We start from the raw sequence: 14,487 nt of genomic DNA on the forward strand, positions 1-14,487 counted from the left end.
CGCCGCCGCACACTCACCCGCCGGGGGCTCGACGCGGGCAATCCGCCGAACCCGGACCCTCCTCGGAGGGATGCCGCTGACCCCGGCCATCTCTCGGGGGTGGGGCGGACGGCCCTGTCGCGTCACGCGAGAGCGAGCGCGGCGTCCAGCATTTCGGCGAGGGGCCGCCCGGCGGCGGTGCGGTCCGCCCACGCCCACACGGCGGCCAGGACGGCGGCCGAGAGCGCGCCCGCGCGGACCTGGGCGGCCAGCTCCGGCGTGCCATCCCGCACGAACCGCGCCGCGAGCTCCCGCTGCAGCCGGAATTGACGGACGGCCCGGTCGCGGTCGAGCTCGACGGAGATGCCCATGGCGTCGGCGTTGGTGATCGCGAGGGCGAGCGCGTCGGGTGCGAGACCCGCGCCGATCGCCAGCAGGCACTCGGCGACCGGCTGGCCTTCGCGGAGGCGCTCGATCGCGGTATCCGCCTGCTCGTCGTATCCCGACCAGAGCACGTCGCTCTTGGCGGAGAAGTAGTTGAAGAAGCTCGACCGGCTCACTCCCGCGCGGCGGGTGATGTCGGACACGCTGGTCGCGTCGTAGCCCTGCTCCAGGAACAGTTCGCAGGCCGCCTCGGAGAGCACTTCGCGCGAGGAGGCGCGCGGTCGTCCGCTTCGAGGTTCAGGGGTCACGGCCCCAGCCTACGGGCGCGCCTCGCGTGTATTGTTGGACGCGATCCAACATCGGAGGCGGTCGATGATCGACATCCAGCAGGTGGGCCTGTCCCCGCACTACGTTCCCTACCTCGACGGCTGGGCGCGTCAGCGTCGCATCCACGCCGACGTCGTCGCGGGAGCCCGCGTCGACACCCTGCTCCTTCTCGAACACGAGGCGGTGTACACCGCGGGAAAGCGCACGGAGGCGCACGAACGCCCCGACGACGGCACCCCCGTGATCGACGTCGACCGCGGCGGGAAGATCACGTGGCACGGCCCGGGCCAGCTCGTCGGGTATCCGATCGTGCGACTCCCCGAACCCATCGACGTCGTCGCGCACGTCCGGCGCCTCGAAGCCCTGCTCATCGACGCTCTCGGCGCCCTCGGCGTCGACGGCTTCCGCGTCGAGGGACGAAGCGGCGTCTGGGTACGGCGCCCCCTCGGTGTGGACAAGGTCGCGGCGATCGGAGTCCGCGTCGAAAAAGGAGTGACCATGCACGGCTTCGCCGTCAACTGCGACAACACCCTCGCGGGCTTCCGCCACATCGTCCCCTGCGGGATCACGGATGCCGGAGTGACCACCGTCAGCGAGGTGCTCGGCGCCGACGTCTCCCCCGCCGACCTCGTCCCCGCTATCGAGCGCGTCTTCCGCGCCGAGGACGCGGTGGTGGCCGCGTGAGCGCCTGCGGACCCGGGAACGCCGGGGTGCCGGCATCCACCGCTCCGAACGGCCGCAAGCTCCTGCGCCTCGAAGTGCGCAACGCCGAGACGCCGATCGAGCGCAAGCCCGAGTGGATCAAGACCAAGGCCAAGATGGGCCCCGAGTACACCGCCCTGCAGAACCTCGTGAAGACCGAGGAACTCCACACGGTCTGCCAGGAGGCGGGCTGCCCCAACATCTTCGAGTGCTGGGAGGACCGCGAGGCGACCTTCCTCATCGGCGGTTCGCAGTGCACGCGCCGCTGCGACTTCTGCCAAATCGACACCGGTAAGCCCGCCGACTACGACCGCGACGAACCGCGCCGCGTCGCCGAGAGCGTCACCCGGATGCAGCTGCGCTATGCCACCGTTACCGGCGTCGCCCGCGACGACCTGCCGGACGAGGGCGCGTGGCTGCACGCCGAGACCGTGCGCCGCATCCACGCCGACAACCCGGGTACCGGGGTCGAGATCCTCGCGACCGACTTCTCGGGCAACACGGCGCACCTCGAAGAGGTCTTCTCGTCGCGACCCGAGGTCTTCGCGCACAACGTCGAGACCGTGCCCCGCATCTTCAAGCGCATTCGCCCGGCGTTCCGATACGAACGCTCCCTCGGCGTGCTCACCGCGGCGCGAGAGGCGGGACTCATCACCAAGTCGAACCTCATCCTCGGCATGGGCGAAGAGCCCGCAGAGGTCGTCCAGGCCCTCGAAGACCTGCACGCGGCGGGCACCGACATCATCACGATCACGCAGTACCTGCGCCCCACCCCGCGCCACCTCCCCGTGCAGCGCTGGGTGAAGCCGGCCGAGTTCGTGGAGTTCAAGGAAGAGGCCGAGCGCATCGGCTTCCTCGGCGTGCTCGCCGGGCCCCTGGTGCGGTCGTCATACCGCGCCGGACGCCTGTGGGCGCAGTCGATGGTGTCCAAGGGCCGCGAGATCCCTCCGCACCTCGCGCACCTGGCCGAGGACATCGCGTCCGTCGACGCGGGCTTCGCGCAGGCGGTGTGAGCGCGCAGACCGGAGAGTAGACCTCTCCGCTCCCACGGGATAGGGAACACTTCGTTCACCGCCGAGGTCTACCGTGTCGCCGGGCCAACCGACCCGCTTCCGGTATCACCCCTCGATCGGAGTCGCGGTGGATCTCACCGTCCTCGTCCCCGTCCTTCTCGTCGTCGCCCTCTCGATCTTCTTCGACTTCACCAACGGCTTTCACGACACCGCCAACGCCATGGCGACGTCAGTGGCCACGGGCGCGCTGAAACCCAAAGTCGCGGTGCTCATCTCCGCGATCCTCAACCTCGTCGGCGCGTTCCTGTCGACCGCGGTGGCCAAGACGGTGTCGGAGGGGATCCTCGCTCAGAACGACCAGGGGCTTCCGCAGATCACCGTGCCGATGATCTTCGCGGGGCTCATGGGCGCCGTGGTGTGGAACCTGCTGACCTGGTGGCTCGGGCTGCCCTCCAGCTCGACCCACGCCCTCTTCGGCGGCCTCATCGGCGCCGCGGTGATCGGCGTCGGCGTCCAGGCCGTCGAGTGGGGAGGGGTGCTGTCGAAGATCGTGCTGCCCGCGCTGCTGTCGCCGTTCATCGCGGGGATCGTGGCCCTCGCCGCGACCTATCTCGTGTACCGCGTGACGAAGATGGCGACCGTCGCCGGATCGTCCACCGCCTTCCGTCACGGCCAGACGGTCTCGGCCTCGCTCGTGTCGCTCGCGCACGGCACCAACGACGCCCAGAAGACGATGGGTGTCATCACGCTGACCCTCATCGTCGCCGGCTTCCAAGAGGCGGGCACCGGTCCGCAGCTGTGGGTCATCCTGTCGGCGGGCCTCGCGATCGCCCTCGGTACCTACCTGGGCGGCTGGCGCATCATGCGCACGGTCGGCAAGCGCATCACCGATGTGAAACCTCCGCAGGGCTTCGCAGCCGAGACGAGCGCCGCCTCGACCATCCTCATCTCGTCGACCCTCGGTTTCCCGCTCTCGACCACGCAGGTCACCTCCGGCGCCGTGATCGGCTCGGGGCTCGGCAAGCGTCTCGCGTCGGTGCACTGGAACGTCGTCACCCGGATCGCCTTCGCGTGGGTCGTCACGCTGCCCGCGGCCGCCGTCGTCGGCGGAGGCGCCGCATGGGCGGCCTCGTCGGGCATCGCCGGCCTCGTGGTCGTGCTGGTGGGCGGCCTGGCCGTCTGCGTGGGCCTGTTCCTGCTCGCTCGCCGACGCCCGGTGTCGGCCGAGAACGTCAACGATGAGGCGGTGGATGCCGATCGCATCGGCCAGCGCCAGACCGAAGGAGAACGCGCGTGATCACTCCCCTTGAACGCGCCGGCGCCTCGGGCTGGCTCGGCACCGAAGCAGGGTCGATCCTGCTCGTCTTCGTGGTGGGGCTGGCCGCCACCCTCATCATCGTGGGGTTGTACGCCCTCGGCATCCGATTCTTCGCCGTCGGCGCCCCCGACGTTCGAGTGCCGGATGGAGACGACCCCGAAGGACCGACCGCGGTGGTCGCGCCGCGCGAGACGCCGCGACCGCTGCCCGCCACCATGGCCGGTCTCGTCTGCTTCGCCGGCGTCGCCGCCGCGGTGGTCTACGGGATCTACCTGGTGATCCCGCTTTTCCACGGGAAGTGAATCAGACCGGCCAGACGTACGGCAGGTCGTCGGCGACGACCCCGAAACGGGGGACGTAGAACTCGGGGTCCTTGCGCACGAGGTTGGAGCGGTGCGCGAGGTGGAACGCCTCGTCTCCGATCCAGGGCGGGAGGTCGAGCTCGTTCTGCGTGAGGCCGTCGACCTCGGGCGCGAAGACGCGGATCTTCTCTCGGACGGTGTCGGCTCGACCCTGGGCGATCCACTCGTCCGTCATGACGAGGCCGTACGACACGAGCGCCGGCAGGTGTCCGTCCCACATCTTCGCCGCCGGATGATGACGCCAGCCATGGTCGGGTACGGTCAACGCGCGCAATAGCTGGATCGTCTCGACACGCTGCTTGCCCAAGCGCTTGAGGTCGAGGGCGGCGGCGGATGCCGTGAACGAGGGGTACGGCAGGAAGGTCTGCACGCGCTCAGTCGGCGCTGGTGACCGACTGGACGCTGCCGTCGGAGGCGAGGTTCACCAGGAGCACGTCGTCGGTCGCGTCGGGGTCCAGCGCGTACTCGAGGACAGCGAAGGGGTCGGCTCCCCCGTGCTCGTCGGCGAGGATCGTCATGCTCATCAACTGCAGCGCCTTGATGACGTCGATGTGCGTGTCGCCCGAGACGTCCGTCAGAAGGTCCTCGAGCTCCTCGCCGAGGGTCGCCTGCTGCTGAAGGATGTACTCGGTCACCTCGCTGGTGCGCGAATCGAGTTCGTTCACCATGGCGTTGCGCGCGGCGAGGTCGATCGACTCGAGTGAGGAGACCATGGATGCCGCGACATCGAGCGCCTCGACCGAGACGTCGTCCTGGTCGGGTGCGGTCAGATCGACGGTCACGCTCTGGTCGCCGAACTCGACGTTCTCGCTCCAGAAGATCGACCCGTCGGGGCCCGACTCGAGGAGTCCGAAGAAGTCGTGCTCGATCGCCATGCCTCCATGTAAGCAGTCCGCCCGGTGTTCGGGAAGACGACCCGCCACGGTCGGTGCGTGCGGTAAAGGCGCGCGGGGCTCAGTCGACGAGCGAGGCCGCAAAGACGTGCGGGGTGAAACCGGTGAGGTCGTTGATGCCCTCGCCCTGGCCGAGGAGCTTCACCGGGATGCCGGTGCGCTCCTGCACCGCGAGGACGAAGCCGCCCTTCGCGGAACCGTCGAGCTTGGTGAGCACCAGTCCCGTGACCCCGGCACTGTCGAGGAAGGCCTGGGCCTGCATGAGGCCGTTCTGACCGGTCGTCGCGTCGAGCACGAGCAGCACCTCGCTGATGGGCGCCTGCTTCTCGATGACGCGCTTGATCTTTCCGAGCTCGTCCATGAGGCCGCCCTTGGTGTGCAGGCGGCCGGCGGTGTCGACGAGGACGATCTCGGTGCCGGTCTCCTTGGCGTGGGCGACGGTCTGGAAGGCGACGGATGCCGGGTCCTGACCCTCGTGCTGGGGGCGGACGATCGTCGCTCCCCCGCGCTCGGCCCAGGTCGCCAGCTGATCGACGGCGGCGGCGCGGAACGTATCGGCAGCCCCGACCGTGACGGTGCGGCCGTAGCGCTGCAGGAACTTCGCGAATTTGCCGATCGTGGTGGTCTTGCCGACGCCGTTGACGCCGACGACCAGGACCACCGCGGGGCGCTCGGTGAGACGCAGCGTCGTGTCGAACTTCGCGAAGTGCTCCTCGAGCGTCTCGCGGAGCATGCGCTGCAGGTCGCGCGGGTCGGTCGTGCGGAAGCGCTCGACCTTCTCGCGGAGTTCGTCGACGAGGCGCTCGGTCACGTCGGGGCCGAAGTCGGCCGTCAGCAGAGCGGTCTCGAGGTCGTCCCACGTGGTCTCGTCGATCGTGGGTTTGACGAACAGTCCGCGCAGCGCGCGGCCCAGCGACCAGGAGTTCTCAGCCATTGCTTCAGCTTACGGGGGTGGCTTCGTCACGGGCGGCGTCGACGGATGCCGCGGGAGTCGCCTCGGCGCCGGCGGCGGCGCGATCGCCGACCCGCTGACCGACGACGGCTGAGACCCCGTCCTGACGCATCGACACCCCGTACAGCGCGTCGGCGATCTCCATCGTGCGCTTCTGGTGCGTGATGACGATGAGCTGGCTGCTCGCGCGGAGCTTCTCGAACACCCCGAGCAGGCGGCCGAGGTTCGCGTCGTCGAGTGCCGCCTCCACTTCGTCGAGGATGTAGAAGGGGCTCGGTCGCGCCGTGAAGATCGACGTGAGGAAGGCCACCGCCGCGAGCGAGCGTTCCCCGCCCGACAGCAGTGACAGCCGCTCGATCTTCTTGCCCACCGGACGCACCGCCACCTCGATGCCGGTCGTCAGCGGGTGGTCGGGGTCGGTGAGCGAGATGCTCCCCGCGCCTCCGGGGAAGAGGATCGGGAAGATCTCGGTGAAGGCGGCCCGCGTGTCCTCGAAGGCCGCGACGAAGATCGTCTGCATGCGCTCGTCGAGGTCGGCGATGATCGTCTGCAGATCCGCGCGGGTCTGCTGCAGATCCGCCAGTTGCTCGGTGAGGAAGGCGTGCCGCTGTTCGAGAGCGGCGAACTCCTCGAGCGCCAGCGGGTTCACCCGGCCGAGTTGTGAGAGCTTGCGTTCGGCATCCTGCAGTCTGCGCTTCTGCGCGGCCCGCTCGAACGGGACCCCCGCCTCGGTGTTTTCGGCGCGGATCGGCTGGTCGGGACCGTATTCCGAAACGAGAATGTTCTCGTCGAGGGCGAGTTCGGATTGGACGCGTTCGAGCAGCCCCGTCACGTGCAGCTTCTTCTCGTGCATCTGGAGTTCGAGCCCGTGCACGCTCTCGGTCAACCGCGCGAGACGCTCGCGCACGAGGGCTTCGTCGGCGCGCGCCCGCGCGAGCTCTGCGGTGATCGCCGTGCGGGCGGATTCCGCGGCCGCGAGCTCGACACGCGCCTGGCTGACCGAGCGGTCCACCGAGTCGAGCAGGGCCGGGAGGTGACCTGCGACCTCGGCGGCGATCTCTCGCTGCGCGCGACGCAGCACCGCGCGCCGGGCGGCTTCCGCGGCCGCGGAGCGCTCGCGCTCGCGCTGCTGTTCGAGCTGGACGATACGGGCCTCCCCCGCGCGGACACGCTCCTTCAGCGTCTCAATGTCGAGCCGTGCGCGCATCTCGCCCTCCCGCGCGGCGTCGACCTCGGCCGCGAGACCTTCGCGGGCCGACGCGTCGAGCAGGGGACGCGGCGCCTCGAGCGCGCGGGTGAGGGTCTCGTCGGCGCGGCGCGCCGCCTCCTCGGCCTCGGCGACAGCCGTCTCGGTCTGCGCGAGACCCGCGGCCAGGCGATCGCACTCGGCGACCACCGCCTCGTGGCGTACGGTCACCCGATTGACCTTCTCGGCGCGGGCCGCGAGGGCCGCGTCGTGGGCGCGCAGCGTCGAGAGTGCGTCTCTCGTGCGCTGACGCGCATCGACCTGGGCGCGTTGCTCGTCGGCCAGCGCCTCGCGGAGCGAGTCGGCGATCACGACGATCTCGTCGAGTCGCTCGGCGGCGGCATCCCTCTCGGCGGCGAGTTCGAGGCGTGAGCGCCCCGATCCCGAGCCGGCGCGGACGGTTCGCGCGGTCACGACTTCGCCGGCGCGCGTGACCACCGTCACGTCGTTCGCGAGGTTCGACTGCGCCGCGCGCGCGGCGTCGAGATTGTCGACGATGAGAACGCGAGACAGGATGCCGAGCACCCCGACCGACGCCGTCACGACATCCGCCGCGGCGATCGCTCCCTCGAGCACGGGCCCGGACGAATCCGGCCCGGGAGCGTGCGCCAAGACGATCTCGACCAGACCGAGATCGGCCTCGGCCGCGGTGTGCGCGGCGGTGAAGGCGGACGCCGCGTCGTCGACGAGCAGTCCCTCGGCGAGGGTGCCCAGCACCGCGGCCACCGCCGCCTCGTACCCCGCTCTGACCTTTACGTCGTCGCCGACCAGACCCCGGATGCCGGCGCCCCCGGCCGCGATCAGCTCGGCGGCCGCGTTGCGGACATCCAGAGCACGGCCGAGCGCCGTGGTCTGGGCCGTGAGCGCGTCGCGCTCTCGCTCAGCCGCGTGAAGCCGTTCGCGGAGTGCGGCGACTCGCGCCTCGACGTCGTTGGCGTCGCGCTGCGCGCGCTCGTAGGCGGCCGCGTGCTCGGCGGTGGAGGCTTCGGGAACGACGTCGGGGTCGAGCTCGGCTCGCGCCTGCTCGGCCTCGGCCCGTCGAACGAGAGCGGCGTCGAGCGCCCGCTGTTGGCGTTCGACCCCGGCGCGCACGGCGGCGAGGGCGGAGTTCGCGGCGTCCGCCGCGCCCCGTAGGCTCGTGATCTTCATGTCGTGCTCCGACACGAGGGCGCTCTGCGCAGCGATGTCGACGTCCAGCGCGTCGAGGTCGCTGCGGGCGCGCGTCACGGCGCGGGCCGCCTCAGCCGCGGCATCCTGCGCATCTCCGAGGCCCGCCGCGATCTCGTCGATCTCGGCGCGGACGTCGTCGATCATCGACTGGGTGACGGTGGGCGAGAACCCGGCTCCGTCGGTCTCGTCGTCGCCGAGGAGTGTCAGTCGTTGGCCCGCGAGCGTATAGAGCCCGCGGAGTCGCTCCTGCACCTGCTCGAGGGCGAAGGCAACGCTGCGCGCACGATCGACGGCCTCCGAACGCTGGTCGTGTTCGAGGCGCTCCACTCGTCCGCGGACTCCCTCGGACTGCTCCTGCAGGCCCAGGCGTTCGGTGTGGCGCTCGCTCTCGGCGCGTGCGGCGTCAGCCAGTTCGGCGCGCAGACGGACGAGCTCGTCGGCGTACAGTCGCGCTTTCGCGTCTCGGACCACGGCGGCGATCGTGGCGGCTTCGCGAGCGATCTCGGCCTGCTTGCCCAGTGGCTTCAGCTGCCGACGCAGCTCGCCCGCCAGGTCGCTCAAGCGCGTGAGGTTCGTCTCCATCGCCTCGAGCTTGCGGACGGTCTTCTCTTTGCGGCGGCGGTGCTTCAAGATGCCCGCGGCCTCTTCGATGAAGCCTCGCCGGTCTTCCGCCGACGCCTGGAGCACGGTGTCGAGGCGTCCCTGCCCGATGATGACGTGCATCTCGCGGCCGAGGCCGGAGTCGCTGAGGAGTTCCTGCACGTCGAGAAGTCGACACGTCTGCCCGTTGATCGCGTACTCGCTCGCGCCGGTGCGGAACAGCGTGCGGCTAATCGTCACCTCGCTGTAGTCGATCGGGAGGGCCCCGTCGGCGTTGTCGATGGTGAGCTGCACCTCGGCGCGACCCAGGGGGCCTCGCGTCGACGTGCCGGCGAAGATGACGTCCTCCATCTTGCCGCCGCGGAGGGTCTTCGCCCCCTGCTCCCCCATGACCCAGGCGAGCGCATCGACGACGTTGGACTTGCCCGAGCCGTTCGGGCCGACGATGCACGTCACCCCCGGCTCGAGCGCGAAGGTGGTCGACTGGGCGAACGACTTGAAGCCCTTGAGCGTCACGCTCTTCAGGTGCATGTCACCCGCCTTCCGCTCGATCGACCCGCGTGTTCACGGTAGCCGAGAAACCGCGGGATTCCGCGGCGGCGGGCCGGTGCGCGGAGTTCGACGCGCCCGGCGTCCATCCGAATCTGAGCGAGAGCTTGACATTCGCTGACAGCCTTCGCTAGCGTCTGAGGTCGCAACCGACGTCGAAAGGAGGTTACTTCCATGATTCGCACCACGACCGGCTTCACCGCCCCAGGCTTCACCGCCGTCCCCGTGCTCTCCGCATACGCCACGGGAGTGACCACCGCCGTCGGCATGCCCCCTCGTCAGGGCTAGTTCGTCGCGTCGAGACGCCGCGTCGTCTCCGCTTCTCGTGAGCCCCGTCTTCTCGACGTCGGCCACCCGGACCCTCTGCGTCCGCCCCGCGTGAGCTGTCTGCTCGACGCGTCTCTCCCTCGCTAGATCTTCTTACGGAGCTTCCGCATGAACGCCCTGTTCACGCGCGCGCCGCAGCACTCCTCGGCCGCGCCTTCCCCCCTGCCCACCCCCTCGACGATCACGTTCGACACGACGGCGTACCGGCCGCTGGGTCTGCTCGACCGCCTGTCGCTGCGTCTGGGTCTCTGGCTGCTGAACCGGCATGCCAACAGAGCCCGCGCCCTCGACACCCGAGCAGTCGAGGCTCTTCGAGCCCGCGACGCGGCCGCCGAGCGCGCCCGCCGCGAGCAGGCCTGGCAGAGCGCCGCGGCGTTCAGCCGCCCGCCGTTCTGATCCCGGTGGGGTCGGCCTTCGGGTCGACCCCACCCCCACCCTCTTCTCATCCGACGAAAGACCTTCCAGTGACTTCCCTCCCCGCCGGCCTCGAGCTGCGCCCTCTTCACATCCCCTCCCGGATCGATGCTCCGGATGCCACGGACTTCCGCGAGATGGTCCGCCTCCGCAACCTGATCTCCTCCGAGATCTCGGGCCACGACGACTCGTCGATGCCCGCCGACGAACTCCTCCCGCTCTACCAACCCCGACCCGAGATGAAGCGATTCGCGTGGATCGCCGTTCACCACGGCGAGGTCGTCGGGCGCGTGGGTCTCGACTTCCCGCAGGAGGAGGGCGCCCGCACCGGGTTCTGGCTCATCGAATTGCGCGGCTCCGCGTGGGGGCACGGAATCGGGCGCGCCGCCTACGCGCTCATCGAGAACATCGCGCGCGAGCACGGGCGTACCGTCCTGCAGTCGTGGGCCGAGCACCCCGCCGCCGAGGGACCGCGCCTCGAGGCGCCGACGGGGTTCGGCTCGATTCCCCGGGATCGAGCGGCGCGGTTCCTTCTGGCATCCGGATTCTCGCTCGAGCAGATCGTGCGGGTGAGCGCGCTTGATCTCGCCGGGGCTCGACCGCGTCTCGAGGAACTCCTCACCGAGGCGGAGCAGGCGGCCGTCGGGTACCGGATCGTTCAGTGGGCGCTCCCCACTCCCGACGAGTTCGTCGACTCCTTCGCGTGGATGAAGTCCCGCATGGTGACAGACGCCCCCTCGGCGGACCTCGAGTTCGACGAGGAGGTCTGGGATGCCGCTCGCGTCCGCCGCTACGAAGCGGGTTACACCGACGCGGGGCGGCACATGCTCGTCACCGCCGCCCAGCACGTCGACACCGGCGAGCTCGCGGCCTTCAACGAGTTGGTCATCGGCAAGGACCGCACCGCGGCGACCAGCCAGGAGGACACCCTCGTCGTCGCGTCGCACCGAGGCCACCGGCTCGGAATGCTCGTGAAGTGCGCCGGGCTCCTGGCCTGGAACGACGTCGCTCCCCGGTCGCCCCGCGTGCTGACCTACAACGCCGAGGAGAACCGCCCCATGCTCTCGATCAACGAGGCCATCGGCTTCGCACCGATCTCGTACGAAGGGGTGTGGAAGAAGGTGCTGTGACGCAGTGGAGGGGCGCTGTCATCGCGCGGCGGTGACCCCGGTCGGGACGTCCGGCACCTCGCCCGGCCAATCGCCCAACCGTACGCGGGCAGGCGATCCCTCGACAGTGTCGACGTTGGCCACGGTGAAGCCCTCCGATTCCGGAACAGGGTCTCTCGGTTCGATCCACTCCGCCGCAGCGGCCGCCTTCGCGACGTCGAAACCGTTCGCGGGGTCGTCCGTCACCGTCAGAGATATCTGGGCGTTGGGCAGGTATCCGTTTCGCACCGACCACGCCGATTCGGTCAGGAAGGTGACCAGCGCGGGACCATCGACGATCCGATAACCGGGATCGACCGTGACCGCGATGTCGTAGCCGGTGTTCCCCGTGATGTTCGGGCGTTCCCCACCCTGGAAGTCGACGGTCAGACCCGGGATCCGTGCGATGGCGGACCGCGCCTCGCTGAGCGTCTGGCCACCGCTGGGAGCGTCGTGCGGAATGAGGTCAGCCCGAGACGGGCCGCAGCTCGTCAGTCCGACCATTCCTGCGGCGACGACGACCGCGATGATCCCTCTTCGGTAACGCGTCAACTCGCACCCCGTCCCTCGACCATTGCCGTGCCGGACGCCGCGGAAAAGGTCTCCCGTCTCGCCGCCCCCAGCGATCCCTTCATCGTGGGGTGCCGGAGGTCACGCGTTCTGCTGCGCGGGGCGGATGTCCCTCGCGAGCCGTGAGGTATCGGAACGTGCACGCGAGAACCACATGACGCCTCTTCTCTCAACGCCGCTTCTGGCAGTGCGGGCAGAAGTGGCTCGACCGGTTCATGAACGACACGCGCACGATCGGTCGCCCGCACCGCGGACACGGCTGGCCGGTGCGCCCGTACGCATTGAGCGAGTGCGCAAAGTAGCCGGCCTGCCCGTTGACGTTGACGTACTGGGCGTCGAAGCTCGTTCCGCCCTCGGCGAGGGCCTTCTCGAGCACCGCCTGCACTTCGGCGAGCAGGCGGTTCACCGCGCGCGTCGGAAGATCGGATGCCGCGGTCTCGGGGTGGATGCGCGCAGCCCACAATGATTCGTCGGCGTAGATGTTGCCGATACCGCTCGCCGCCGTCTGATCCAGAAGCACACGTTTGATCCCCGAGGAGGTACGGGCCAATCGCGCGCGGAATCGTGCGGCGTCGAACGCGGGGTCGAGGGGATCGCGGCCGATATGCGCGACCTGCGTCGGTACACGTGGGAGGTCCGAGCCGCGACCGCCGGGAGCGCCGTCGGGCGTGTCGACCAGGCCGTCGATCGCGAGCGAACCGAACGTGCGTTGATCGGCGAACACGACCGACAGCGGCCCGTGCACCGGGTGCTCCAGCTCGATGCGGATGCGCTCGTGTCGCTCCTCCGGCGCTCCGGGGGCACGAAGGAGCATCTGGCCGCTCATTCCCAGATGGGTGACGATGGCCTCGTCGCCGGCCACCGGCATCCACAAGAACTTGCCTCTGCGCACGGCGGACGCGATGCGTCGGCCGGTCAGCTCCGCCTCGAAGTGCGCGGCTCCCCCGGTGTGACGGGTCAGCGCGCGGTCGTCGCGCACATCGACAGACGAGATGAGGGCGCCCGTGACGGCGGGCTCGAGACCGGCGCGGACGACCTCGACCTCGGGAAGCTCAGGCACGCGCGTCGAGCTCGCGCCACGCGGTGAGAGCCGCGGCCATCTCGGCGTGCTTCTTGCTGGAGCCGACGCCCGTGGTCACGACGTCGCCCGTGGTGACGGTGGCGGTGAACCGGCGGTCGTGATCGGGCCCGGTCGCCTCGACCATGTAGACAGGAGCCGCGAGACCGAGTCGGGCCGCGATCTCTTGCAGGCTCGTCTTCGGGTCCATCGCCGCGCCGTACCGCTCGGGGTCCGCGAGAAGCGGTTCGACCAGGCGCAGCACCATGCCGGTCGCCGCGTCGGGGCCGGCCGACAGGAAGGTCGCGCCGATCAGCGCCTCCATGGTGTCGGCGAGGATCGAGTCCTTGTCGCGGCCACCGGTGAGGATCTCGCCGCGGCCCAGCCGCACGTGGTCGCCGAGTCCGATCGTGCGGGCGACCTCGGCCAACGCGACCGTCGACACGACGCTCGCGCGCCGCTTGGCGAGGCTTCCCTCGTCGAGATCGGGATGCCGCGTGAACAGCCGGACCGTGACGGCCTGGCCGAGCACGGAGTCGCCGAGGAACTCGAGGCGCTCGTTGTGCGGAATGCCGCCGTTCTCGTACGCGAATGAACGGTGGGTCAGAGCAAGAGAAAGAAGCTCGGGGTCGATCTCGACCCCGAGCTTCTCGGTGAGCGCTGCGCGCTCGACGTTGTTACGCGTCACGAATCGCCGATCAGACGTCGGCGACCTTGCGGCCCTTGTACTCGAGGAAGAGCTCGGTGCCCTGCGAGTCGGTGACGACCTTCGCCTGGTGGGGGCGGCTGTAGACGACCTTGCCGTTCTCGATGGTCTTGACCAGCGCGGGGGCTTCAGCCTTCCACTGCGCACGACGCGAGCGGGTGTTGGAGCGGGAGACCTTCCGCTTCGGGGGGTTACCTGCCATGACTAGCTCTTCTCTGTCTTGGGGGCGGCGCGGGGCGCATCGCCGTCGTCTGGGGTGTACTGCTGGAGCGCAGCCCATCGAGGATCGACAGGCGTCTGCTCCGTGGTGCCGGGGCTTTCCGTCAGCCTCTCGCCCGTGTTCGGGTCGAGCCCGGGGCAGTCCGGCTGACACACCGGCTGGAACGGAAGCGAAAGGACAATAGCATCCCGGACCAGATTTTCAAGATCCACGTGGTCGTCTTGAACGTCGAAGTCGTTCGCTTCGTCCCCAGGATACGCGAAAAGTTCCTGGAACTCGACTTCGACAGGCTCGGCGATGTCGATCAAGCAGCGTCCGCACACTCCGACGGCAGTGGTGTCGACGGTGCCCGAGACGAGAATGCCCTCGTGCACGGACTCGAGACGCACGTCGAGCTCGAGGATCTCGCCCTCGGGGACCGCGAGCAGTCCCTCGCCCCACTTCTCGGGGGTGGGCAGGTCGAGCGTGTGTTCGCGCATCTCGCCCGGGTGGCGCTCGATGTCGCGTACGGGGAGCTGGAAAGGTCCGGGTCGGCGAGTTCTCACGGTCG

Annotated in this window: 16 protein-coding genes; 6 read left to right on the forward strand and 10 right to left on the reverse strand. The window is 69.6% G+C overall.

The features are described 5' to 3' along the window. Window positions 1-122: 122 nt before the first annotated feature. Window positions 123-671 carry a TetR/AcrR family transcriptional regulator gene (locus OVA26_RS11190; RefSeq protein WP_268104120.1) on the reverse strand — a complete coding sequence of 183 codons (549 nt, stop codon included), beginning with the start codon at window positions 669-671 and terminating at the stop codon, window positions 123-125. A gap of 64 nt (window positions 672-735) precedes the next feature. Here OVA26_RS11190 and lipB point away from each other — a divergent pair, with 64 nt between their 5' ends. The 4 genes from lipB (at window position 736) to OVA26_RS11210 (ending at window position 4,025) form a co-directional block, all read left to right on the forward strand. Then, complete coding sequence (gene lipB / locus OVA26_RS11195) at window positions 736-1,374, forward strand: lipoyl(octanoyl) transferase LipB (protein WP_268104121.1); 639 nt, start codon at window positions 736-738, stop codon at window positions 1,372-1,374. Window positions 1,375-1,400: 26 nt separating this feature from the next. Continuing rightward, window positions 1,401-2,405, forward strand: a complete 1,005-nt coding sequence (gene lipA / locus OVA26_RS11200) for a lipoyl synthase (protein ID WP_268104917.1) — start codon at window positions 1,401-1,403, stop codon at window positions 2,403-2,405. Window positions 2,406-2,532: 127 nt separating this feature from the next. Beyond that, the gene (locus OVA26_RS11205; protein WP_268104122.1) at window positions 2,533-3,702 is read left to right on the forward strand and encodes an inorganic phosphate transporter; all 1,170 of its coding nucleotides are present in this window, start codon (window positions 2,533-2,535) and stop codon (window positions 3,700-3,702) included. Beyond that, the gene (locus OVA26_RS11210) at window positions 3,699-4,025 is read left to right on the forward strand and encodes a hypothetical protein (RefSeq protein WP_268104123.1); all 327 of its coding nucleotides are present in this window, start codon (window positions 3,699-3,701) and stop codon (window positions 4,023-4,025) included. Before OVA26_RS11205 ends, OVA26_RS11210 begins: the two co-directional genes overlap by 4 nt. A 1-nt stretch (window position 4,026) precedes the next feature. On the opposite strand, the gene OVA26_RS11215 is transcribed toward OVA26_RS11210, so the two are convergent. The 4 genes from OVA26_RS11215 to smc all read right to left on the reverse strand — a co-directional run bounded on the left by OVA26_RS11215 (window position 4,027) and on the right by smc (window position 9,477). Then, entirely contained in the window at window positions 4,027-4,455 is a 429-nt protein-coding gene (locus tag OVA26_RS11215) for an MSMEG_6728 family protein (protein ID WP_268104124.1), read from the reverse strand. A gap of 4 nt (window positions 4,456-4,459) precedes the next feature. After that, window positions 4,460-4,960 (reverse strand): DUF2004 domain-containing protein, encoded by a 501-nt coding sequence (locus tag OVA26_RS11220; RefSeq protein WP_056230870.1) that lies wholly within the window; start codon window positions 4,958-4,960, stop codon window positions 4,460-4,462. A 79-nt stretch (window positions 4,961-5,039) separates the two neighbouring features. After that, window positions 5,040-5,912, reverse strand: coding sequence for a signal recognition particle-docking protein FtsY (gene ftsY / locus OVA26_RS11225; RefSeq protein ID WP_056230868.1), 873 nt, complete (start codon window positions 5,910-5,912; stop codon window positions 5,040-5,042). Between the two features lie 4 nt (window positions 5,913-5,916). Further along, complete coding sequence (gene smc / locus OVA26_RS11230) at window positions 5,917-9,477, reverse strand: chromosome segregation protein SMC (protein WP_268104125.1); 3,561 nt, start codon at window positions 9,475-9,477, stop codon at window positions 5,917-5,919. A gap of 453 nt (window positions 9,478-9,930) precedes the next feature. Here smc and OVA26_RS11235 point away from each other — a divergent pair, with 453 nt between their 5' ends. Further along, window positions 9,931-10,218, forward strand: coding sequence for a hypothetical protein (locus tag OVA26_RS11235; RefSeq protein WP_056230865.1), 288 nt, complete (start codon window positions 9,931-9,933; stop codon window positions 10,216-10,218). Between the two features lie 68 nt (window positions 10,219-10,286). Continuing rightward, window positions 10,287-11,366 carry a GNAT family N-acetyltransferase gene (locus OVA26_RS11240; RefSeq protein WP_268104126.1) on the forward strand — a complete coding sequence of 360 codons (1,080 nt, stop codon included), beginning with the start codon at window positions 10,287-10,289 and terminating at the stop codon, window positions 11,364-11,366. 18 nt (window positions 11,367-11,384) lie between these two features. Here the strand turns inward: OVA26_RS11240 and OVA26_RS11245 are convergent, their stop codons facing one another. The 5 genes from OVA26_RS11245 to OVA26_RS11265 form a co-directional block, all read right to left on the reverse strand. Next, complete coding sequence (locus tag OVA26_RS11245; protein ID WP_268104127.1) at window positions 11,385-11,936, reverse strand: hypothetical protein; 552 nt, start codon at window positions 11,934-11,936, stop codon at window positions 11,385-11,387. 187 nt (window positions 11,937-12,123) lie between these two features. Next, a complete protein-coding gene (gene mutM / locus OVA26_RS11250) occupies window positions 12,124-13,014 on the reverse strand; it encodes a bifunctional DNA-formamidopyrimidine glycosylase/DNA-(apurinic or apyrimidinic site) lyase (protein WP_268104128.1) in 891 nt (296 codons plus the stop codon). Continuing rightward, a complete protein-coding gene (gene rnc, locus OVA26_RS11255) occupies window positions 13,007-13,699 on the reverse strand; it encodes a ribonuclease III (RefSeq protein ID WP_268104129.1) in 693 nt (230 codons plus the stop codon). Before rnc ends, mutM begins: the two co-directional genes overlap by 8 nt. A 10-nt stretch (window positions 13,700-13,709) precedes the next feature. After that, complete coding sequence (gene rpmF, locus OVA26_RS11260) at window positions 13,710-13,919, reverse strand: 50S ribosomal protein L32 (RefSeq protein ID WP_013586329.1); 210 nt, start codon at window positions 13,917-13,919, stop codon at window positions 13,710-13,712. A 2-nt stretch (window positions 13,920-13,921) separates the two neighbouring features. Then, complete coding sequence (locus OVA26_RS11265) at window positions 13,922-14,416, reverse strand: YceD family protein (protein WP_074695115.1); 495 nt, start codon at window positions 14,414-14,416, stop codon at window positions 13,922-13,924. Between the last annotated feature and the right edge of the window lie 71 nt (window positions 14,417-14,487).

The organism is Microbacterium sp. SL62 (assembly GCF_026672635.1).
Classification (GTDB): Bacteria; Actinomycetota; Actinomycetes; order Actinomycetales; family Microbacteriaceae; genus Microbacterium; species Microbacterium testaceum_A.